15 protein-coding genes are annotated in these 24,138 nt (G+C 48.0%); 11 read left to right on the top strand and 4 right to left on the bottom strand.

Annotated features, from left to right (window positions below; all coding sequences use genetic code 11):
- Positions 1–35: 35 nt before the first annotated feature.
- The 3 genes from JT717_RS16085 to JT717_RS16075 all read right to left on the bottom strand — a co-directional run bounded on the left by JT717_RS16085 (position 36) and on the right by JT717_RS16075 (position 1,492).
- On the bottom strand, positions 36–347 hold the full coding sequence (locus JT717_RS16085; RefSeq protein ID WP_205511516.1) for a hypothetical protein: 312 nt from the start codon (positions 345–347) through the stop codon (positions 36–38).
- A 168-nt stretch (positions 348–515) separates the two neighbouring features.
- Positions 516–926, bottom strand: a complete 411-nt coding sequence (locus tag JT717_RS16080; RefSeq protein WP_205511515.1) for a response regulator — start codon at positions 924–926, stop codon at positions 516–518.
- 146 nt (positions 927–1,072) lie between these two features.
- Entirely contained in the window at positions 1,073–1,492 is a 420-nt protein-coding gene (locus JT717_RS16075; RefSeq protein ID WP_205511514.1) for a response regulator, read from the bottom strand.
- A 302-nt stretch (positions 1,493–1,794) separates the two neighbouring features.
- Between JT717_RS16075 and JT717_RS16070 the strand changes: the two genes are divergently transcribed.
- The 5 genes from JT717_RS16070 to JT717_RS16050 all read left to right on the top strand — a co-directional run bounded on the left by JT717_RS16070 (position 1,795) and on the right by JT717_RS16050 (position 13,703).
- The gene (locus JT717_RS16070; protein ID WP_205511513.1) at positions 1,795–4,500 is read left to right on the top strand and encodes a glycoside hydrolase family 2 protein; all 2,706 of its coding nucleotides are present in this window, start codon (positions 1,795–1,797) and stop codon (positions 4,498–4,500) included.
- A gap of 89 nt (positions 4,501–4,589) precedes the next feature.
- Positions 4,590–6,860, top strand: coding sequence for a GH92 family glycosyl hydrolase (locus JT717_RS16065; protein ID WP_240348144.1), 2,271 nt, complete (start codon positions 4,590–4,592; stop codon positions 6,858–6,860).
- 125 nt (positions 6,861–6,985) lie between these two features.
- Complete coding sequence (locus JT717_RS16060; RefSeq protein ID WP_240348142.1) at positions 6,986–9,295, top strand: GH92 family glycosyl hydrolase; 2,310 nt, start codon at positions 6,986–6,988, stop codon at positions 9,293–9,295.
- A 98-nt stretch (positions 9,296–9,393) separates the two neighbouring features.
- Positions 9,394–11,949, top strand: coding sequence for a glycoside hydrolase family 38 C-terminal domain-containing protein (locus JT717_RS16055; protein WP_205511512.1), 2,556 nt, complete (start codon positions 9,394–9,396; stop codon positions 11,947–11,949).
- Between the two features lie 125 nt (positions 11,950–12,074).
- Positions 12,075–13,703, top strand: coding sequence for a DUF5005 domain-containing protein (locus JT717_RS16050; RefSeq protein WP_205511511.1), 1,629 nt, complete (start codon positions 12,075–12,077; stop codon positions 13,701–13,703).
- A gap of 6 nt (positions 13,704–13,709) precedes the next feature.
- Here JT717_RS16050 and JT717_RS16045 read toward each other — a convergent pair whose 3' ends face one another.
- Positions 13,710–14,786, bottom strand: coding sequence for a prolipoprotein diacylglyceryl transferase (locus tag JT717_RS16045; RefSeq protein WP_205511510.1), 1,077 nt, complete (start codon positions 14,784–14,786; stop codon positions 13,710–13,712).
- Between the two features lie 229 nt (positions 14,787–15,015).
- Here JT717_RS16045 and JT717_RS16040 point away from each other — a divergent pair, with 229 nt between their 5' ends.
- The 6 genes from JT717_RS16040 to JT717_RS16015 all read left to right on the top strand — a co-directional run bounded on the left by JT717_RS16040 (position 15,016) and on the right by JT717_RS16015 (position 24,127).
- Positions 15,016–18,369, top strand: a complete 3,354-nt coding sequence (locus tag JT717_RS16040; RefSeq protein ID WP_205511509.1) for a SusC/RagA family TonB-linked outer membrane protein — start codon at positions 15,016–15,018, stop codon at positions 18,367–18,369.
- A gap of 9 nt (positions 18,370–18,378) precedes the next feature.
- Positions 18,379–19,872: a RagB/SusD family nutrient uptake outer membrane protein gene (locus JT717_RS16035; protein ID WP_205511508.1), complete on the top strand. Its 1,494-nt coding sequence runs from the start codon at positions 18,379–18,381 to the stop codon at positions 19,870–19,872.
- A 76-nt stretch (positions 19,873–19,948) separates the two neighbouring features.
- The gene (locus tag JT717_RS16030; RefSeq protein WP_205511507.1) at positions 19,949–20,929 is read left to right on the top strand and encodes a FecR family protein; all 981 of its coding nucleotides are present in this window, start codon (positions 19,949–19,951) and stop codon (positions 20,927–20,929) included.
- Between the two features lie 71 nt (positions 20,930–21,000).
- Positions 21,001–22,692 carry a RagB/SusD family nutrient uptake outer membrane protein gene (locus JT717_RS16025; RefSeq protein ID WP_205511506.1) on the top strand — a complete coding sequence of 564 codons (1,692 nt, stop codon included), beginning with the start codon at positions 21,001–21,003 and terminating at the stop codon, positions 22,690–22,692.
- A 24-nt stretch (positions 22,693–22,716) separates the two neighbouring features.
- Positions 22,717–23,142 carry a DUF5004 domain-containing protein gene (locus JT717_RS16020; RefSeq protein WP_205511505.1) on the top strand — a complete coding sequence of 142 codons (426 nt, stop codon included), beginning with the start codon at positions 22,717–22,719 and terminating at the stop codon, positions 23,140–23,142.
- A gap of 13 nt (positions 23,143–23,155) precedes the next feature.
- Positions 23,156–24,127, top strand: a complete 972-nt coding sequence (locus JT717_RS16015) for a DUF4961 domain-containing protein (RefSeq protein WP_205511504.1) — start codon at positions 23,156–23,158, stop codon at positions 24,125–24,127.
- The last annotated feature ends 11 nt before the right edge of the window (positions 24,128–24,138 follow it).

Below are 24,138 nucleotides of genomic sequence, written 5' to 3'. Positions count from 1 at the left end.
ATCCTTCTGCACGCCGGTGATTGCACACATTCAATTTATATCAGCTGTTTTCCTGCGCGGAAAATCTCCAACATGGTGAGGCCGCCCGGATCTTGAAAATACTGGCTTACATTCCATATGCCATTATCATTTTGAACTCCCACTAAAAGGGTTTTATCCCAATGTATGGCTCTAAAATAATATCGCTTTCGGGGACGGCCTTTAATTTCAAACATAATCGTCGGCCTTTCAATGGTAATGGCTATATAAAGTTTTAATAGCTCTGTCTCCCGACCGATCACATTAAATAAAGAATCGCCAAAAAAAACGAGTGATTGCAAGGGGTCTTTCGCATGGTGCAAGATCATAGGTAAGAGATATTTTGTAAGCTATAGAGCATTTATCTAAAAAAAAGCAGCCTCTTGTGAGACTGCTTCTAATCAATTGCCTTAACCAAGATATAACAAAATTAGAAATATTACTTAAGATTTATAGTGACCGTGCATATAAATATCCCGGTGCAGGGTAGGCGACAGTTATGTTTGGGAAACTTTCCAATCCATAGACAATATATCCTTTAATTTTTTGCGCAACTGGCCAATGGTTGCAGGTTTAGTGAGGAAGTAGGAAGCACCGAGCCGCTTTGCCTCATCCTGGTCTGCCTGAGTCTGAGAGGTAGTGTATATGACTATCGGCAAGTCAGCATATCGAAGTATTCTTCGAATGGCCAAAAGACATTGCCGGCCAGTCATGCGGGGCATATTCCAATCCAGAAACAAAATGTCAGGAACAGCGTCCTTGTCTTTTCTGAGCTTTTCAATAGCTACTTCACTATCTCTGTCAAAAAAGAACTCTACCGGCGAATCAAATTCTTCCAGGGCAGTGCTGAAAAAGAAGCAGTCATCTTCGTCATCATCAATAAGCAGAATGCGTTTTGTAGTCTTCATTTTAAGATTAAGTTTGGAAAATGAAGTCAGCGTCAGGATGGCCCCGGCACTGGTTTCTTAAACCTGCTACAAATCTGCCTAAATTATTGATCTAAAACAAGTATTTTAGTGAAACTACTTGTTAATGAGGCATTAAGCATTGAATCTCAAATATTAATATTTTTAAAGTGTTCGAAGTCGAGTGTAAAGATATATTTCAGCTTATTGACAAAATCGGCCATTACTGATGGTTTTGAAAGAAAAATGATGCCTGTTAGGTCTTTTACCTCCTTCATAACCACTTCCGGAATAGCATCAGAAATGATGACCACGGGTACATTTGAAAAACGTTCTGTTTTTCTCAGGAGATTTAGAAAGTCTTTACCGCTGTAATCTGGAATAACCCAATCCATGAATATTATTTCCGGTGAAACGAAACGGTCATCCATTAGTAAATTCGTTGCGCTTTTGCCGCTGCTTTCATATTTTACATCTACGGCCCCACAACACTCTTTCAAAGCAGCTCTAAAGAGATCACGGTCATCTTCATCGTCTTCTATAAGTAATACATTTTTAGGATATTTCATAGTTATGGCTTTTAGTGGGTTAATATTTGACTAGAACCGGCAAAAATCTGTTTCGCAGGGGGGCTAAAATACAAATAAATTAGATAAAGAGTATATGCCGCCTTATTGTAAATAATTGATTTCCTGTTTTTTCCTGTCAATTTTTTGCGGGTCATTGGATTTCTCTGGCGTATAACATCTTGCAAAGTACCGACGGTCGGTTTAAATGCGTAGGTAAAATGTAATATGCAAAGCTTTCATGCACTAATAGATAAATAGCGGTAAAAGGGTAAATAAGTGACTAGAGAGAAAGCGTGATATAAATGAATATCAGAAGCCCCTTTTTACTGTTGTTTTGCATAATGCTCGCCTCGGTTACAGCCAATACACAAACCACCAGGATATCGTTGAATAGTGCCAGTCCGGGCTTAGTATGGGAGATCAAACCCCAGGCAGACCTGAAAAACTCAGGCTACGAAATATCCACACCGGGTTTTAAACTTCCTGCTTATATAAAGGGTATTGTACCGGGTACGGTGTTTACGTCATATGTAGACGCCGGAATTGTCCCCGACCCGAACTATGGCGACAATATTTACAAGGTAGACGAATCGTTCTTTAACCGTCCGTTTTGGTATAGAACCGAATTTGAACTGTGTGCCAATTATGTCAAGGGCCAACGCGTATGGCTTCATTTTGATAATACCAACCGCTATGCAGATTTCTATTGTAACGGAACCAAATTATCCGGAACTGCAACATCTACTAAAGATGTCAGCGGGCACATGCTTCGAACAAAATACGATATAACTGATCTGATCAGGAGCTCCGGTAAAAATGCCGTGGCCGTTTTGATCACGGATGCAGATCAAAAGAAGAAGCGTATTTCCAAAGAAAGTTTTGGTGTTGCCGCCAGCCCAACCTACCTGTCGGCAGCGAGTTGGGACTGGATGCCCTATGTGCCTGGAAGGCTGGCGGGCATTACCGGTAATGCTTATCTGGAGATCACCGGTGATGTGACCGTGGAAGATCCATGGATCAGGTCAGAACTGGAGTCGAACGATATTGCTTATTTATACGTTTCCTCAACACTTAGAAACGCGTCTGCTGCCAAACAGGAAGTTACTATTTCCGGAGTCATTCAGCCGGGAAACATCCAGTTCTCCAAAAAGATCACGCTGGATGCGGGCGCTTCTTCCAGGATCTACCTCGACCGGAAAGATTTTCCGGAATTCATCATCAACAATCCCAGACTTTGGTGGCCCAATGGTTATGGCGAACCAAATTTGTATACCTGTACATTGAACTGCAGTGTAGGCAACAGTGTGTCGCATGTAAAAGAAATTCGTTTCGGTATAAAAAAATATGAATACCAGTTTGTAAAAAATGCCGCCGGATGGCCGGTTATGACCTTTTTCATCAACGGCCAGAAATTATTTTTGAAAGGAGGGAACTGGGGAATGAGCGAATACCTGCTTCGTTGTCATGGTGACGAATATGAAACAAAGGTCAGGTTACACAAAGACATGAACTATAACATGATCAGGTTATGGACCGGCTGTGTTACTGACGATGCGTTTTACGACTATTGCGACAGCTACGGTATTATGGTATGGGACGATTTCTGGTTATACGTGGCCTACGACGACGTGGCCAATGATGATGACTTTAAAGCCAATGCCCTTGATAAAGTAAAGCGTTTGAGAAACCACCCGAGTATCGCCTTATGGTGCGGCGCCAATGAAACACATCCCAAGCCGGCACTGGATAATTACCTCAGATCGATCGTTGCGCTGGAAGACCATAACGACAGGATGTATAAATCCAGTTCCAACCAGGATGGTTTATCCGGCAGCGGATGGTGGGGAAATCAGCCGCCTAAACACCACTTTGAAACTTCGGGCAGCAACCTGGCCTGGAACAAACCGCCTTATCCATATGGCTCAGACCGCGGTTATGGCTTGCGTTCAGAAATAGGAACAGCTGCTTTTCCAACGTATGAAAGTGTAAAGAAATTCATTCCTGCCGGTCAGTTATGGCCATTGCCAACAGACGAAGCATTAAAAAATTCAGATACCACTGTCTGGAACCGACACTTTTTTGGTAAAGAAGCTTCCAATGCCAATCCGCTCAATTACAAAGCAGCGGTAAATAAACAATTTGGTGAATCGGCCAGCCTGGAAGAGTTCTGCGAAAAAGCGCAGTATTTAAATATTGAAGTGATGAAAGGCATGTATGAAGCCTGGAACGATAAAATGTGGAATGATGCTTCCGGGCTGCTGATCTGGATGAGCCAGTCGGCTTATCCCTCTTTCGTATGGCAAACCTATGACTATTATTACGATGCTACCGGGGCTTACTGGGGCGCCAGAAAGGCTTGTGAGCCTTTGCATATCCAATGGAACGCTTCGAACAATAGCATAAAAGTAGTTAATACAAGTTCAATCGACCTAAAAGGGGCAATCGCAAAAGCTACCATTTATGATCTCCATGGAAAAGAGCTTACGCACCTCGGCAAAGAGGCACGGATCGATGTTCTTTCCAGCAATATTGCTGAAGCATTTACCCTTGACTTCAATGGCGAGAACAGATCCGGCGCGGTGTTTACGCCACTTCATTTTATCAAACTGGAACTGAAAGATGCTGCAGGCAACGTCTTGTCTGATAACTTCTATTGGCGGAACGGTGTCAATGACCTGGATTACACCAGCCTAAAGTCCCTGCCGGCGGCCGACCTGTCATGTAAGCTGGTTGGTAAAGAGTCGGTTGGCGGAACCGGAAAACTGAAGGTGATAGTAAAAAATAATTCCGGCACCATAGCCTTCGGAAACCGCCTGCGACTGGTTAACAAAGCCACGCAGGAACGCGTGCTTCCGGTGATCATGTCAGAAAATTATTTCACCTTACTGCCCGGTGAAGAAAAACTGGTGACAATAGAGGCTGCTGCCAAACTGCTTACAGGCGGCGTAACGTTGCTGCTGAAGCAATATGGGCAAAAGGAAAAAAAGAAGTTTTCTGTGGACCTTTGATCCTTTATTTCAAAGATCCTGATTATTTATGCCTCCTTACTGGCGGTAAAAGCTGTTTAATGCGACTTTACACTGTAAGCATGCCAGCTATGAATAAATTGAAAACAGGTATGATGGCCCTCTTGCTGTTTGCGACCGGGGCCACTTATGCTCAGAAGAACCTGGTTGACTATGTGAACACCCTGCAAGGCACCAATTCACATTGGGGCCTTTCGTATGGTAATACCTATCCAACCATTGCCGTCCCGTTTCCCATGCATTCCTGGTCGCCGCAAACCGGCAAAAATGGCGATGGCTGGAAGTATACTTATAATGCACAAACGATCCGGGGCTTTCAGCAGGTACATCAATGCAGTCCCTGGATGGGCGACTATGCGGTGTTCTCGCTCATGCCGGTCACGGGCGCCCTGGAAGTAAACGAAGACAAAAGGGCTTCGTCTTTTACCCATGCCGGTGAAATGGCAAAACCGCACTACTACAAAGTAAAACTGGGTAATGGCGTTACCACAGAGATCGCGCCTGCAGAACGCAGCGGGCATATGCGGTTCACATTTCCTACAGGAAAAGAGGCTTACCTGGTGCTCGATGGCTATACCAAAACAAGCAGTGTCACCATTCATCCGGATGAACGGAAGATCACCGGCTGGGTGCACAACGGCACTTTCATTCCCGCAGCCTTCCGCTGCTATTTTGAGATGCGGTTCGATCAGCCCTTTCTGTCATATGGCACCTGGGAGGACCGGTCGAATCGTATTCAACATAAAAATGTAACCGATTCCGGTGACGGTAAAGGCGCCTTTGTACAGTTTAAACCCGGCGGCGTGGTGCAGGTAAAGATCGCTTCCTCTTATATTAACGCTGCACAGGCAGCGATCACATTACAACAGGAGCTCGGCAGCTATAAAAATGTAGCGCAAACCAGCGAAGCGGCAAAAAGATCCTGGAATGAACTGTTGGGCCGAATAACAGTGGAAGGCGGCACCGAAGATGAAAAAGCAACCTTTTATTCCTGCCTGTTCCGCGCCAACCTGTTTTCTCATAAGTTTTATGAGCTCGACAAGAACGGCAACCCGTATTACTTCAGTCCTTATGACAGTAAAATACATCCCGGTTACATGTATACCGACAATGGTTTCTGGGATACTTTCCGGGCGCAGTTCCCGCTAAGCAATATCCTGCATCCTACTATGCAGGGACGGTATATGCAATCCCTGCTCGATGCACAACAGCAATGCGGCTGGCTGCCCACCTGGTCGAACCCGGGCATGTCGGGCGTAATGGTGGGCAATCATGCCATCTCTCTACTCACCGATGCCTGGGTAAAAGGCATTCGCAGCTTCCATCCTGATTCCGTTTTAAAAGCCTATTATCACGAAGCCACCAGCCGTAGCCTGATGGGCGGTTCCAGCGGCCGGGAGGGACACGAATATTATTTCCGGTTAGGTTATATTCCGCAGGATAAAGTACGGGAAAGCGCCGCAAAGACCCTGGAATATGCCTACGACGATTTCTGCGCTTACCAGCTCGCCAGGCTTACCGGCAATACATTTTACGAGAACATTTTTAGCCGCCAGATGTACAATTACAGGAATGTCTTCGACAGCACAGCGGGTTTTGTGCGTGGCCGCAACAGCAACGGCGAATGGATCCCGGAGGATTTTGACCCTGTGGAATGGGGTGGGGCCTTTACGGAAGGAAATCCCTGGCAGTGGACCTGGTCGGTGTTTCACAACATAAGCGATCTTATCCGGATGTTGGGTGGTGAAGCCATCTTCAATAAAAAGCTCGACAGTTTATTTCATGGCTCCAATGCCGTAAAATATGGTTCCTATAAACAGGAGATCCATGAGATGAAGGAAATGGTGCTGGCCGGCATGGGACAATATGCGCACGGCAATCAGCCGGTGCAGCATGCGCCGTATTTGTACAATTACAGCGGCGAGCCCTGGAAAACGCAAAAGCAGGTACGCGAAGTGATGTCCCGGTTGTACAACGCCACTGAAAACGGCTATCCCGGCGATGAGGACCAGGGGCAGATGTCTTCCTGGTACGTGATCAGCGCCCTGGGATTGTATAGTGTTTGTCCGGGTACCGATGAATATGTGATTGGCAGTCCTCTGTTCCAGAAAGCAACCGTTACGCTTGAAAATGGAAAGAAGTTTACCGTGGAGGCTGTGAACAACAGTAAGGAAAATGTGTACATTCAATCGGCCACCCTGAACGGCGAGCCCTTACACAGGAACTTCATCAAACACGGCGACATCAGCCATGGCGGAACGCTTCGTCTGGTGATGGGCAGTAGTCCGAACAGGCAAAGAGGCATCCGGGAAGAAGACAGGCCTTTCTCACTGGCAAAATAGTTTTGATGTGGCCAGCTGCAGCATATGCATACACTTTCGTTGCGTTTGTCCCATGCTTTACCCGGGACCGCACACTGTAGCTCGGTAATGCTATTCATCAACAATCGGTATGAACAGAAAGAATCATGAGAAATAAAAATTGGTTAGGTTTCTTTGGGTTGTTAATGGCCTCTTTTTTGTCGCTTGCTCAAGAACCGGTTGATCTTGTGAATCCCTTTATTGGCGCCAGCACCAGCGAAGGCGCGGCCGGAATTTATCACGGCCTGGGAAAAACCTTTCCCGGCGCCACTACTCCCTACGGTCTGGTACAGCTGAGTCCCAACACCATCACAGGCGGTGACAACGGGTCTGGTTACAGCTATGAGCATACGAGTATAGAAGGATTTGCCTTTACCCAAATGAGTGGTGTGGGCTGGTATGGCGACCTGGGTAATTTCCTGGTAATGCCAGCCACCGGCCCCCTGAGAACGGCTGCAGGCAGTTTAAAAGATCCGGCTGCAGGATACCGCTCCCGTTATGATAAAAAGAGCGAAAAGGCCAGTGCCGGCTATTATGCAGTTTCGCTCACTGATCACAACATCAAAGCTGAAATGACGGCTGCGCCGCATAGTGGTTTGCTTAGGTTTATTTTTCCAAAACACGCGTTATCCCGCATTCAGATCGACCTGGCAAGAAGAGTGGGTGGTACATCGGTGCTGCAGGAAGTGGAGGTAGTGGATGACCACACCATCCGGGGATGGATGAAGTGTACGCCGGAAGGCGGCGGCTGGGGCAATGGCGAAGGCAATGCCGATTATACCGTTTATTTCTATGCACAGTTCAGTAAACCCTTAAAGAACTATGGTGTATGGAGTGCCGACATCCCAGACAGCTGGGGCCGTAAACGGCAGGACGTGGAAAGTGAAAAATACCAGCAACGAATAGGGGAAGCAACTGTTATAAAAGGTATAAGAAAAAAGCAGGGCAAACACCTTGGCTTTTTTACAGAATTTGCAACTAAAAAAGGGGAAGAAGTGCTGCTGAAAAGCGGAATTTCTTTTGTGAGCATAGAAGGAGCCCGCAAGAACCTGGAGGCCGAAATACCGGACTGGGATTTTGACAAACTGCACAAGCAGGCTCGTGCATTATGGAATGCAGCCCTGTCGAAAATGCAGGTAAGCGGCGGCTCGCAAGCGCAAAAAACAATTTTCTATACTGCTCTTTATCATACCATGATCGATCCCCGGATCTTTGAAGATATAGATGGCAATTACCTGGGCGGAGATGGCAAAGTACATCAGTCGGAAAATTTTACCAAACGCACCATCTTCAGTGGCTGGGATGTTTTCAGAAGCCAGATGCCGCTTCAAACCATCATCAACCCTTCCTTGGTGAATGATCTGATCAATTCCCTGATCACCCTGGCAGATCAAAAAGCAAAGGATCATTTTGAACGCTGGGAGCTGTTGAATGCCTATAGTGGATGTATGCTGGGTAACCCTGCCGTATCGGTGCTAACCGACGCCTATGCGAAGGGCATCAGGAATTACGATGTGGGCAAAGCCTATCAGTTATCGGTTGGTTCGGTGGAGCGGTTTGGTAACAAAGAGCCGGGGTATACACCCAATCCTTTAAGCATTTCCTATACCCTGGAATATGCGTATTTCGACTGGTGCGTATCGAAGCTGGCGAAGCAGCTGGGAAAAAGGGGGGATGCCGAGAAATACGCAAAACGCGCGCAGTACTACCACAACATCTTTGATAAAGAAAAGGGCTGGTTCAGGCCAAGGCTAAAAGACGGTAATTGGGAGCCCTGGCCTGCGGAAGGGCGGTTGAAACAATGGTATGGAAGTATGGAAAGCAATGCCTGGCAGCAGGGATGGTTCGTACCCCATGATGTGGATGGTATGGTGGCCCTGATGGGGGGTAAAGAAAAAGTACTGGCCGATCTGACCAGGTTTTTTGAAAAGGTTCCCCCCAATATGATGTGGAACGACTATTACAATCACGCCAACGAACCCGTTCATCATGTGCCCTTTCTTTTTAACCGTTTAGGTGTTCCATCACTTACCCAAAAATGGACAAGGACTATTTGTGAACGGGCTTATAAAAATGCGGTTGAAGGCCTGGTAGGCAATGAAGATGTAGGACAGATGTCGGCCTGGTATATTTTGGCCGCAAGTGGTTTGCACCCGGTTTGCCCGGGCGAAACCCGGTATGAAATTACCAGTCCGGTATTTGACAAAATCACCATTGCCCTGGATCCCGCCTATAGCCAGGGACAGACCTTTATCATTTCAACTGTAAATAACAGTGCAGAAAATGTGTACATACAGAGCGCAACCTTGAATGGTAAACCTTACAACAACTGTTTTATCGATCACAGCGACCTGATGAAAGGCGGCCTGCTGGAATTGATTATGGGGCCTGGTCCCGGCATGCAATGGGGAAAATGACCCTGGAAAAAACGGCCGCTCTTTAATAGAGGTAATCTTTCATCCAGGTGACTTCCCCAGGGCGCCCCTGTTACCGCCCGTTTAGTTAATTGTTTGAAATGAAGCCGTATCTAAACATTATTTATTGCACCTGTTTATTCATCTGCACGCTTAGGTCCCATGCACAGAATGCCTATTTTATCGATGGTTATCATGGCGGCGTTTATGGTCATTATCCCAAAGGGTATACGCAGTTTATAGTCGACAAATTAAATGAAAATCCTTTCTGGAAGATCAATCTGGAAATTGAGCCGGAAACCTGGGATTCGGTTGCGGTGTGGGAGCCTGCTGCGTTGAAACAATTGCAGCAAATTTTCAGGGATCAATCCGATACCGGCCGGATAGAGTATGTAAACCCGGCCTATGGGCAAAGTTATTTCTTCAATACTTCCGGCGAAAGCATGATCCGGCATTTTTCATATGGAATAAAAAAAGTAAAAGCATATTTCCCCAATGCCGTTTTTACCACCTATTCCTCGGAAGAGCCTTGTTTTACCAGCGCGTTGCCACAAATATTACGATCATTTGGATATAAATATGCGTCTTTGAAAAACCCCAACACCTGCTGGGGCGGTTATACCCGCGCTTATGGTGGAGAGCTGGTGAACTGGATAGGCCCCGATGGTACCAAACTGGTAACAGTACCCCGGTATGCCACAGAAAACCTGCTGCCAGGTTCAACCTGGCAAACGGAGGCATGGACCAATTCGCCCAAATACATTAAAGATGCATTTGCCTATGGCATAAAAAATCCGGTAGCCATGAGCCTGCAGGATGCAGGTTGGAAAAATGGCCCCTGGATCGGTAATGGTAACAGGGGCTATCAGCCCACCTACTACAAAACATGGCGCGATTATATAGAGAACCATTCTATTAAAACACCCAGGCAAAACTGGAAATTCAGCCAGGAAGACATTCTGGTAAGTCTGGTATGGGGTTCACAGGTATTACAACAGCTGGCACAGCGGGTTCGAACAGCCGAAAACAAGCTGGTTATGGCTGAGAAGGTAGCAGCGCTGTCGGCCGTCTATGATGACAAGCCCTGGCCGAGTGCCATTGACGAAGCCTGGCGCAACTTACTATTGTCGCAACATCACGACTGCTGGATAGTTCCATACAACGGCAGGAAAGGCAATACCTGGGCAGATAAAGTGAACGCGTGGACAAAAATAACAAATGATATCAGCGACAGTATCGTGTATAAGGCAGCCGCTCAACATGCGGAGGGTTCCATCAGGGCCATTCGTGTGCATAATACTACCGGTAATACCAGGCATGAAGTGGTGCAAATGAAATTACCGGCAGGTATGGCTACCAATGAAATGGCTGTTGTAGATGGCGGTGGTAAAGAAATAGTTTCTCAAATAACTAAATCGGCGGGCAGTAAAGAAATTTGTTTCCATGCCGTTGTTCCTGCTATGGGTTATAAAACATACAGCATCAGCTATAAGCGCCCCGCCAGCGCAGCCGGTGCAACAGCTACCATTTTAAACGGCGGTGATGTGGTTTTGGAAACCGATCTCTATACATTGATTATCGACAGGTCGAAGGGGGGTGTTGTTAAAAGCCTTATAGCGAAAAAATTAAACAACAGGGAGTTTGTAGATGCAAAAAACGAAAGAGGATTCAATGAATTGAGCGGACAGTTTTATAATCACGGCGGTTTTTACGCGAGTTCCCGCACCCCTGTTACCATTTCCATCCTCGAAAATGGACCGGTTCTGGTAAAAGCAGCCATCAGCGGAATGCTTTTGGACCATCCCTTTACGCAAACCATCACTTTAAGACAGGGTGACAGCAGAATTGATTGCAGCCTGAACATAGCATGGAAGAACAATACCGGCATTGGCGATGCTTATAAACAAAGCGGTGGCCCGGATGCCAGCAATTACCACAAGCCTTTTTACGACGACAGCAAAAAATTGCTGGCGCTGTTCCCTGTAAAGTTTACCTCGCAAAAGATCTATAAAGATGCCCCTTTTGACGTAACGGAAAGCAGACTCCATAATACCTTTTTTACTACCTGGGACAGCATCAAAAACAATATTATTTTGAATTGGGTGGATGTGTATGATGCCAAAGAGGATCACGGCCTTGCGCTTTTTACTGATCATACCACAAGTTATGCCCATGGTGAAGGTTTTCCTTTAGGGTTGAACGTTCAGTACTCCGGCGCCGGTTTATGGGGAAGAGATCATTCCATAACAGGTACTACTGAAATTAAATATGCATTGATACCCCATAAAGGAAAATGGGATGAGAGCGGCATCAGTGAGCAGGCTGCGCACTGGAACGAGCCGCTGGTAGCGCTGCCTTCTTCAATAGTAAAAAAAGAGGAACGATCATTGGTAAATGTAACCGGCACAGGGTACCAGGTATCGGCAGTTATAGTGGAGGGCAGGGACCTGCTGGTACGCCTTTTCAATGCAGCAGGCAATGATAAAGTTCAAAAGATTGCGTTTGGCGGAAAAGCGACCGGCGCGCAACTGGAAGAACTGAACGGTGCAGTGAAACAGTTATTACAGATACATACTGGTAAAACGACTGCCATTCATCTTGCTATGCCGAGGTTTGGCATCAGGACCATTCGATTGAAAAACTTCGCTTCTTCTTAAAGACCGCTTTTTTTACGCACACAAAGGGGGTAGCTGTTGGCTTAAGTGACAGCAGATGTAAGCTGCCGGCGCCCGGCTGTGTACGAACACAGTCATTACGCTAACCATTTATAAACTTTGATTGCATGAAAAAACGATTGCTATGCCGCCGTCCGGTCTGGACGGGCGCCCTTCTTTGCCTGCTCTTTCTTCAACACTGTACGAAAATCGATGCGCCGGTAAACGACCATGCAGCTGAATATTCAGGTACGGTCTCGGTCCGTTCTGTAATTGCTCCGGGTACCAATGGCTTTTACAGCATCACAAATGTGTTTAGTGGCCATGCTATGGAAGTGTTTGCCAGCTCCACAGCCGATGGCGGCCCCGTAGTGCAGTATGCCAATTACCATTTTCAAAACCAGAAATGGGTGGTGAAAGACATCGGTTCGGGTTATTTTACCATCATGAACGGATTTAGCGGAAAAGTGCTTGATGTACCGGGCAGTACTAATGAGACCGGACGACAACTGCAACAATACACCTGGAATACGACGAATGCGCAGCAGTGGCGCATCGAGGATGTGGGCGGCGGTGCATACAGGATCATTAACCGGGGTAACGGACTGGCAGTTACCAATCAAAACAATGCTACAGGCAGCGGTACCGCCATTACGCAGCAGCCTTATACCGGCAGCAATGCCCAGAAATGGATCTTTACACTGGATACACGTATGACCTTCGCAGTTAACAATGGCTGGGTAAACAGCGCACAGGTATATATCGACAATGACTACAATAATTACCTTACCCGCTACAGCGGATGGAACGGCGGCGATGGCTGCGTAACTACTTTATTACCCAATGGCAGCCTGTTATGGTCGTTCCAGGACAGCTTCTTTGGCGAAGTAACACCCAACCGGGCACGAATAGATAATGTGTTTGTACGCAATGCAGGGTTCCTCCAGGTGAACAGGTCGCTTTCCAGCTACCAGCAGTTGAATCCTGTTGGTGCAGATGGCAAGGCAAAGACCTGGGTACTGGTGCCCGGTGCAACCAATGGCGACCAGGACCTTTATTGGGGCGGGCCCGCACAGGTACTGGGTAGTGAAGTACAAATGGTGATGGGGCATATGCACCTGAATGCCAGCAATGTGCTTGAACACCAGTCTACCGACGTAGTGGTTTTCGATGCAGCCAATATGCAGCAAAAGCGGGTAGTGCAGAACCGGTATACCGGCAGCCTGCCTTTTGATGCCAGTTTGTTTAAAGCAAATGACGGCTATACCTATATGTACACGACTCAGAATGTAGGTATTTGTGGCTCCAGGTTATACGTAGCCCGTGCCGCCAACCACAATATAACCGGCGCCTGGGAGTTTTACACCAACAGCGGCTGGACAACCAACCAACCTGCTGACGCCAATCTGCAACCCATCCTGGAGGCCAATGCCACCCAGCCGAACGTATTTTATAAAGACGGTAAATATTACCTTGTTTCACAAACCACCTGTTATGGGCTCGATATCAACATCTGGGAAAGTAATAGTCCGGTTGGCCCTTTTGTTAACCAAAGGACCATTTACCGCATACCGCAGCAATACACGCTGCCTGAATTTGTTACTTATAACGCGGTGGTGCATCATGCATTGTCGCGCGAGGGCGAACTGGTAGTGTCTTATAATATCAACCCCACCGATTTCTGGGCTAATTTCAACAGTCCGGGCAGTGCAGACAGGTACCGGCCATGGGTAGTGAGGATCTATAACTGGAAATGAAAATAATTACGAAACAGCAGCGGGTGCATGAACAGTATTCATGCGCCCGTTTCTTTGCAAGGTGGTAGCCAGTAGAAAAATAATACCAGTAACGATAAACAGGCTGCCGATCAATTCGGCCTGCGTAAAGCGGATAGAGCCGGCGGTATATACCGGATTGATCCTGATCTGTTCTATCAGCAGCCGCTCCGTTCCATTCAGTAAACAATAAACAGCAAACAGTTTCCCGGGTGTAATGATCCTTTGGCGCAATTGCCATAACAGCAGAAATAATAACAAACAGGCGATGCCTTCATATAAAGAGGTGGGAAATACCGGTTGGCCGCTTAACGGGTATTTATAAGCCCAGCAAACCGATGGCAAAAACGACAGCCAGTTCGGTATGGGAGCCGTATTAACAATGCCCCAGTCGCCATCACCCGACAAATGACAACCCAACCGGCCGATGCCATAAGCAAGCATCATGGCCGGGCTGCCCATATCCAGCATATGCACCAACGGGATCCTGTGCCGGTAGGCGATATACAAGGCAACCACGATACCACACAGCAGGCCACCATAATAGGTGAATCCTTCCTCAGCTGTATTTTCCAACCGGTGAAAAAAGACCGCACCTGCAAAACCCGCGAGGCCGCACCACCATAACAGGGAAGGCATGAGCTGATAAGGATGCACAACGACCTTTTCAGCAGCAGTTGCTGCTTTTTTACTTTTTGTCCGGTAAAGGACGCCTGCTACCAGTAATGCAGCCAGTATACCCACCGGCCAGTGACCCACACGTGAGAACAATATGCGGCCGGGATGTGCTGCAAAGGAGCGGTAATGCAATATGGCGGGGATCATTTTAGCTGCCAGCACACCGGCTGCAATCGCGTAGCCGGCCAATACAGGCCATCCGGTGCTGCCCGCCGTTTTTACAACTGCTTTTATCAGGCCCAGATCTTCCTTTCGTTTCAGTTCCTGCCGGTAGGCCCAATAAGCAGCGGCAAAAGCCAATGCCATCATGGTCCCGAATGTTTGAAAGGGCAGGAGCAGCCGCCAGCCGGTAAGGTATTGCAAGAGGTCTGAAATAGTAGGGAACATATTTTCTCTTAGTCACCCAGGTGCCCGTTTGCCGCCGCTTTCGCGCTAAAATACTGCTATGCATTAGCGGCATACATCCATTCAGGTGACTTAGGAATACGGGCGACAGCTGAAAAGCTTTATGTATATTGAGCCGCATTTAATCAAGATCCCACCATTAAACAGGCTTCCGCTAGACATGCAAGGGCCCGGCAAGACCGGTTTTATCCCTTTCCAAAACGAACTGCCTATGATGGAAAAATTTATCGAAAAACTCGTACCGCTGATTAGCTGGAAGCATGGCCGGCGGCGCCCCAGCACCCTGCTGCTGTTCATCTGTTGTGTACTGACCAACACCAGCCGGTCACAAGTGGCGCCGCAGGTACAGGAGGTATATATTAACCTGGCAGCCAGAAATGTTCCCCTGGACAAAGTCTTGCAGGAAATAGAAACGCAAACGCCGTTCCGTTTTGTTTACAACAGCGCCGAACTGGAAGCGGTGGGTAAGGTTTCGGTTAACCGGCGGCACCGTTCTGTAAGCCAGCTGTTGTATGAATTGTTACCGGCCCACTTCGAATTCCGCCAAAGAGGTTATAATATCATAATACTCGAAAAGGAGCGGATCAATGATCATTCATCTGCCGGCATTTTTATTGTAAGCGGCCGCATTGTAAATAGTGACCAGCAACCACTGCCTGGCGTAACGGTAGCTGTCAAAAATTCCAATCGTATCGCCATAAGCGGCGATCAGGGCCAGTTTGTGATCAATGCCGCCAAAGGCGACAGCCTGTTCATTACTTCCATAGGTTTTGCCCCCCTGACCATGGCAGTGCCTGTACATCCTGTAACCATTGTGCTGAACCCGCAGCAGCCAGAGGCTTTAAACGAAGTAACGGTGATCGGTTACGGCAACCTGCAACGGAAAAAACTGTCTACGGCAATAGTAACTGTTCCGGGCGCGCGGTTAAATGAACGCTCCGTATCACTGAACATTGTTGAAGCCATGGCCGGCAAAGTGCCGGGCGCCAGCATCATGCTGAATTCGGGCAAACCGGGCAGCAATGCGGTTATTAAAATAAGGGGAACGGGCTCTATTCACGCATCCAATGCGCCTTTGTTTGTGCTCGATGGCATTGTTGGTATTGAGCCCAAGCTGATCAATCCAACTATTATAGAATCGGTGGATATCCTGAAAGATGCAGCTTCCGCCGCTATTTATGGTTCACGTGGCAGCAATGGCGTGGTATTGATGACCAGTAAACAGGGGGCAAAGAACAGATCGAATATTTCGTTCAATCAACGCATCAGTGCGGGTAAACCAGCGCGTAGGATCAACCTGTTGAACGCCCGGGGAGCGCTGGAAATGATCGAACGGCAATATGCCTATGTACCCGGCAGGCTGGCGCCGCATAAAGATCCTTCCAATAATTTTCCGCGCAAAATTGAGCTGTTCAACCCCGATGGCTCGCCAAAATATGATATCGACTGGCAGCGGGAAGCAACCCAAACGGCGCTGTCTACCAGCAGCAACATCAGTTTTTCAGGCGGCAAAGAAAATATGACAAGCCTGCTCGATGTGACCTATAATAACCAGGAAGGCATTGTGAAGAACAGCCGCCAGCAGCAATTGAATATTTTTACCAACCTGGGCTGGACCGTAAAACCCTGGTTATCGATAAAAACGATCCTGAATGGAGGAGCACTGCAATCCCGTAACGTTGACCTGAATACGCTTGGCCTCAATGCCATTCGTGAAATGTATGAATATCTTCCATTCATACCGGCCAGATACAGCGATGGCAGCTGGTCGCGCAAAGGCGATTATCCGGGGGCTGAGAACTCTGAAAATCCGGTTCGACTGGTGAACGACGTACGATCGGTATTGGGTCAAACCTACCTGATGGGCAATTTCAACGGCACTGTTCGTTTGCATAGGAAAATAGACCTGGTTACCAGCTTCAGCGGTCAGTTGGTTGGTGGTTACAATAATTATTATGCAGGAATCAACGTGTATGGTTTTTCCGATCTGCAGAACGGGGTGGCGCAGCGCTTCAATGGCGATGCAGCGGCCTGGACGAATGAAGACTATCTTACGTTCAATGATGCTTTCGGTAAAAGCAAACTGAATGCGGTAATGGGCGCCAGCTGGTATTATCATGTAGGAACCTGGACCCTTGCCGGCGCTGAAAATTTCTTTGATGATTTCTTTGGATATAATAACCTGGGCGCCGGAACGGTGCGGCAACAGCCGGGCTCCGGCCGGCAAGAACACCAGATGAATTCCTTTTATACCCGTATACAGCATGAATATGATAACCGCTATATGGCGGGCGCTTCTTTCAGGGTAGACGGATCTTCGCGCTTTGGCGCCAACAACAAATATGGCTATTTTCCTGCTGTATGGGCTTCCTGGTTGATCTCGAACGAAGCTTTTTTTGCCCCTTGCCTACCGGTTGTCGATTTTTTAAAGTTGCGGGCCAGTGTAGGCGTTACCGGTAATGCGGAGATCGGTAATTATGTTACGCTTTCCAGGCTAAACCCTACCCAGATCGTTTTTAACGGACAATTACAACCAGCCGTGGAGTTAGCCAATCCCGGCAATGATAACCTGAAATGGGAGCGGGAGCGGCAGTGGAACATTGGTTTGGATGCCGGCTTCTTCAACGACCGCATAGCATTTACCGCCGATGTATACCGTAAAGTAACATTCGACCTGTTGTACAATAAACAATTGCCTGCTACCACAGGTTATTCAGGAATATACGATAACATCGGTTCCATTCGCAACAAGGGCCTCGAACTGAGTATACGGTCGAAGAATATCATCTCAAAAAAATTCAACTGGAACAGCAGCGTGAGCTTTTACCTGAACCGTTCGAAAGTCTTGGATTTGAATGGCGACATCCTGTATAACTGGGCAGGTCGTATTGAGGAAGGCGCCCCGGTCGATGAGTGGTTTGGCTACCGGCGGGCGGGTACCTGGAGCACAGGTGAGGCCAACGAAGCCGCTGCCCATGGCCGCAGGCCTGGCGATGTAAAATGGGAGGATGTGAACAAGAATGGCGTGAAGGATGCCGGCGACCGGGTGCCGCTTGGCAGCAAGATGCCGCGTTACCAGGCAGATATCACCAATGTTTTTTCAGCCGGCCCTTTTCAGTTGTTCATCGATGTAAGTATGATGACCGGGCATAAACTGGCCAACTATCCGCGGTTCATTATGGAAAGCGCCACTACCAGTGTGAACAGTTTTGCCAGCATTTTACAATCGTGGACGGTTACGGGCCAAAAAGCAAATGTGGGGCAGTTGCGCTTGCAATCGGATGGCGGGGAAAATGAAATGGACAATTATTACATCGAGGATGGTTCTTTTGTAAGGTTGCGTAACATAGCACTCAGTTATGAGTTGCCACCCCGATGGTTGCAAGCAATGCGAATGGAAAAATGCGCCATAACGCTGAATGCCGAAAACTATTTACTGTTCACCAGGTACAGGGGGTATGATCCCGAAGCTTCCTCCTTCGACGCAGACCTGAACCAGGGAGCGGATATGTATCAATATCCAAAAGCAAAGACCATATCGTTAACCATGCAGGTAACGTTTTAAAATAAGCATATGAAGCAGATCGCATATAGCGTGGGTTGGGGTATGATCCTGCTGTGTAGTGCATGCACCAGATTTCTGAAAGAGGAGCCGGATGGCTTTTTAACAACTGATAAGTATTATACCACGGAAAGCCAGGTGAAAGCGGCCGTCAATGGCGCTTATGCAGGGCTGGATGATATTTTTGCGACCGGCATTGGGGTTGCTACCAGTCCGGCCTTCGTGCCCGAATACCTCACCGGTTATAGCACGCGGTTAAGGCCCGGTGATGGTGACGCAGAGAACCAGTTCCTGCGACTCGACTACATCGATCCCGCCAATGGCCGCCTGGAGCCATGGTGGACGGCCATTTATTATCCCGTGGAAAATTGCAACAGTGTACTTGACAATTTATCGCGCACCAGTTTTCTGCCCGCGGGGGCGCAAAAGCAATATATGGGCGAAGTGTATTTTTTGCGCGCCTGGTATTATTTCCAGGGCGTACGCCTCTTTGGCGATATACCACTTAAAACAACGCCAACCACCGATCTCAGCAATACCAGGATACCAAAGGCGCCGCAGGAAAAGATCTATGATCAAATTGTGGCCGATCTGCTGATGGCTGAGCAAGCGGGATTGCCGTGGACGGATATAAGCGGCCATGTATCGCAGGGCGCCGTTAAATCCTTACTGGCCAAAGTATATATTACCATGGCCGGTTATCCGCTGCAAAAAGGGAATGACTATTACCGTAAGGCCTACGAAAAAGCGAAAGAGGTGATCGACAGCAAAGCATTCGCCCTGTTTCCCCGGTACAGCGATCTGCGGCAGGCATCCCTGCAGAATACCGGTGAATTTATTTTCATGCTGCAGCGCGATCCCGTAAATGCGGGAAACTTCATACATTTTTATTTAATGCCTTTTCCCGAACTGCCCATAAGCATTCAGCCCACATATGGAGGGGCGTTGGCGCCACACATAGCATTTTACAATGCATTTGCTGCCAATGATCAGCGCAAACAGGAGCAGGCATTTTTTTATACGCGGTCTTTACAATACAACGATCCCTCCAATATGGTAAACCTGCCCGGCCCATTGATCTATAAGTATTGGGATGATGAGGCCGAAAAGACCGGCAAAGCCGGCCAGAACTTTTGCTACCTGCGGTTTGCAGACGTATTGTTACTATGCGCAGAAGCCAGGGCGAATATAGACGGCGGCAGCACCAGCGACGCCACCGCTATAGACGCTTATTACCAGGTGCGGCGCCGCGCATTTCCTGCAGCTTCAAAACCAGCGGCCATCCATGTGGATGAAGTGTTAAAGGAACGATTTTTTGAACTCTGCTTCGAATGGCAAACCTGGTACGATATGCTGCGTACGCGCAGAACATTGAACCTGGCAGACGGCCAGATGGTAAACCTGATCGGTTACAAAGCCCCCACCCATTTAAAAGCTTTTGCCGAAACAGACCTGTTGCTGCCGGTTCCATTGAGTGAAGTACAAAAGAACCCATTATTGAAATAACGGGCGGCTCTGCGAAAAAAAAGGGTTATTTTATTTATTCAGAATACCTTTGCACGGGTTCGTCAACAAGAGCAGCATGGAAAATCAACGCTTACAGCAATTGATCAATAAGGTTTTGAGTGGCCGGGCTTCTGCACAAGAGCAGCAGGAGCTCGACGATTGGTATGCTGCCCAGGAAACAGGTAAAGGACTGACCAGCGACCTGGATGAAGAACATAAAAGCGCCATGGGTGAACAATTATTTGAATCCATTCATCAACGTTTACGACCTGAACAAACCTCATCCATGATCAACTATCGTACATGGATGATAGCAGCCGCTGTTTTCTTAGTGCTGGCTTCTGCTGCGCTGTATTTCTTTGTGAACAGGCGGGCCTATGCGCCGCCGGTAATGGCATCCATATGGAAAGAAGAAAGATCGGTTAATGAAATAAAAAGCATCCGGTTGCCCGATGGCTCTGCTGTCTGGTTGAATGCAGGTTCTGCCATTCGCTATGACAGTAATTTTATGAGCGGCAAAAGAGAAGTATGGGTGCAGGGAGAAGCATTTTTTGACGTAGTACATACAGAGGGAAAACCGTTTGAAGTGCATACCGGCAGCATCACTACCCGTGTACTGGGTACCGCCTTTAACATTGATGCCTATTCGCCGGAAGAAGCCATTGCCATTACCGTAAAACGTGGGAAGGTAACCGTGGCTGACTCAGTGCACAATAGTGGTGTCTTGTTACCTGGTCAGCGGTTATTGTATAAAGCAGATGGAACGTTCGAGAAAGACAGTGCAATCGCAGGGGATATCACCGCCTGGACCACCGGACAATTGGTTTTCCGCGATATGCCTTTCCGTGCAGTAGCCAAACGCCTGGAAAAAAAATTTGGCATACAACTTACTTTTAAAGATGCCACTATCGGCAATTGCCGCATCACCGCCAGCTTCCATCAAAATACACCCTTAAGGGATATGCTCGACATGCTGGCGCTTGCCAATGGCAGTACCATTGAACCTGCCAGGCATACAAACACCTATTCCATCTCCGGAAAAAAAAGGTGTAAATAGTCGTCACAAATAATGCAGAGGCAGTAGCGGTTTACAGCAGCCAACGTGACTAACTGTAATCATTGCTGCTTATGATCAAATCTACAATTGTTACCGGTATAATTATACTGGGGTGTTTGGTGGCCTGTAAAAAAGGGGACTTTCTTGACAAAACCGCTACTTCTGATCTTACAGAACGATCTGTTTTTTCCGACAGTACCCGCACCATGCAATTCCTTACAGGGATCTACGCTGACATTGGTTTCAGCTTCAATCCGTTTCGTTTTGGCGGAGCCGGGCTCGAAGCTGCCTGCGATGAAGCGGAGGGACCTGCTTCGGCCAGCGCCAGTGCCTATATTCAATGGGCGGGGGCTTCGGTGAACGCATCCAGTGTAACCGGCGATGCATGGGGTGTTTGCTACGCCAATATCCGGCGGGTAAATCTGTTCCTACAGCATGCGCCCCAATCACCTATTACACCTGCTCTCAAGATCACTGCCCTTGCGGAGGCCCGTTTTCTCCGTGCCTGGTATTACTTCAACCTGCTGAAACATTATGGCGGCGTGCCGTTGATCGGCGATACCATTTATAGTGCAGATGCGCCCATTACCGTAAAGCGTAACACATTTGAAGAATGCGTGAACTACATTGTAGGCGAATGTGATGCCATAACTCCTTTATTGCCCGCTTCGCAATTTACCGTCAACTTCGGACGCATCACCTCGGGCGCCTGCATGGCTTTAAAGGCCAGGGTATTATTATATGCCGCCAGTCCGCTCTTCAATGGCGAACAGGTTGCTACAAGCGAACCGCTGCGTTCGCTTACCGGTTATCCGGTGGCTGATCCGCAACGGTGGCGTTTGGCAGCCGATGCCGCAAAGGCAGTCATCGATCTCAACCGTTATAAACTGAACGAAGACAATACCACGGCGCCCGGTTATGGCTTCTATAAATTATTTACGCTGCGTAAGAATGATGAGTACATCTTGCAGGAAATGCGCGCTGCCAACAGAGAACTGGAAGGCATGTGGTTGCCGCCGAGCCGCGGCGCCGGCGATGGTTCCAATCCTTATCTCGAGCTGGCCGAAGCTTTTCCGATGCGCAATGGCAAACCCATCACCGATCCCACTTCGGGCTACGATCCGGCCAACCCATACCACAATCGTGATCCCCGCTTTGATTATACGATTATCCGCAATGAATCCATGATATGGAGGAATAATGGTCCCAAACAACCTGTATATACCTATACAGGAGAACCACAGGATGGCATCTACGCAGGAACGCTCACCGGTTTTTACATCAATAAAATGCTGCAGGAAGATATCGTGCCCAACAATTTTGGTCAAACCCAGCGTTGCTATCCGCTCATCCGATATGCCGGAATATTGCTGGATTATGCAGAAGCGCTCAATGAGATCGATGGCCCGGTTCCGGCTGTGTATAATGCTGTGCAGGCCATTCGTAAAAGAGCGGGCTTACAACCATATGAGCTAACAGCAGGACTAAACAAAGAACAAATGCGCAGCGCCATTCAAAATGAACGCCGCATAGAGCTGGCATTTGAAGAACAGCGGTTCTGGGATGTGCGGCGATGGAAAATTGCCGAACGAACCGACAATAAACCCATGCATGGGCAGGAAGTGACGAAAAACGGCGCTGTGTACAGCTATAAAACAATTGAGGTACGCCCCCACGTGTTCAGGCCTGCCATGTATTTGTGGCCATTGCCACAGGGCGAGCTGTCGAAATCTCCCGAACTCATACAAAATACCGGTTGGTAATTATTCAAGCATAATAACTGCGTTATGAAAAATAAAAGAAATGCACTGGTGCTGATACTGGTGATCCTGGCTGCCTGCCGGAAAAAAGAGCTGGTCTTCACAGAGGCTGACAAACCATTGACCGGCGCCTGGAAAATTGTAAAAGTGATACGTAACGGGGAAGATATAACAGCCAGGTTTGATTTCAGCGCTTTCCGCATCAACTTCACCGATAGCAGTTACACCCTCACTGATCCTGTACCATTTGTAGTGGCCGGGAACGGGCGATGGAGTTTCGATGATCCTCAATATCCGCAAGCGCTCAGCCTGCAGCAGGAGGGGGCGGCTGCACCGGTGCGCCCCGCATTCCGTTACCCGGTGGTAAAAGGGAAACGAAGCCTTATTCTCACGTTCAGTCCGGGTTGTACCTCCAACAAATATGAATATACGCTTGAACCATTGCCCCTCTAGCTAAATAATTACTATGAAACGATTGTTCAAAAAAGAAAAGCTGCGCATCATTTTCTTTCTGCTTGCAGTTGCCATCATTGTGGCCAACTGTATTGAAATACGCGGTCTTTCCCAGCCTGCATCGGTAAATGCCGGGGATACGCTGACGGCGGTTGTTAAAGCCTGGATGGATCCCTATTGGGATCAGCCGCAATCGAGACTGATCGTTGGTTTCCTGGCCCCCCGCAGCTGGAATGCACGCCAGAACATGCGCATGTACTATACAAGCAGCTTCGACAATGGTACCATGAGCCCGGTACCAGCCAATGCTGCCCCAAAAGGCGCCAGCCAAACCTGGGCCGAAGCAATACAGGAACGCCTGGGCATTGGGGGCAACTATATCAATGACCTGGAATGGATCGTGTTTCAGTCAGACAGGGCTTTTGACCTGAGCGATCTGCCACCCATTGAAGCCGATGTAACCATCAAAGTGAAAGTAGGTGCCGGAAACCTGCGGGTAAAACTTGGTTATTTCAGCGCCTCCAGCCAGCAGGAGCTCAGCGAGCCCAAGTTTTATGGCAAATGGTTCAGCGATTGTTTTGAAGTGACGAATGGCAGCGGCGCGCTCATAGATTTTTGCAGCCCGCAGATAAGCGCCATCGATCCCGTACAAAGCACCGATAACGATATCATAACGATCAAATATGATGAAGACGCCATTGCAACCAACCTGTCAGGCGCCGATAAAGTATTTCTGTGTGCCAAAGGCTATACCACCGACAACAAGGAAATAACGGTATGCAAACAGGACGGTGAAACTGCCTTTACTGCATTAGGCGGTAAAAAATGGCGTAAGGACATCTGGCCGCGTAAATATTTCGGGTTAACCGAAGGACAAAGCCTTGACCGGATAGAATACTATTTCACCGATGTAACGGGAACCATCAAAGTACTTAAACAGGGCAACACCGGCGATCCCTTTGTATTCACTTTCAGTTGCCGGTAATCGTTCAAAAA

The sequence above is a fragment of the Longitalea arenae genome (assembly GCF_016924755.1).
In the GTDB taxonomy this organism is placed as follows: domain Bacteria; phylum Bacteroidota; class Bacteroidia; order Chitinophagales; family Chitinophagaceae; genus Niastella; species Niastella arenae.
Note: the sequence above shows the minus strand (reverse complement) of the source record. Positions and strands in the feature narration are given on the sequence as shown.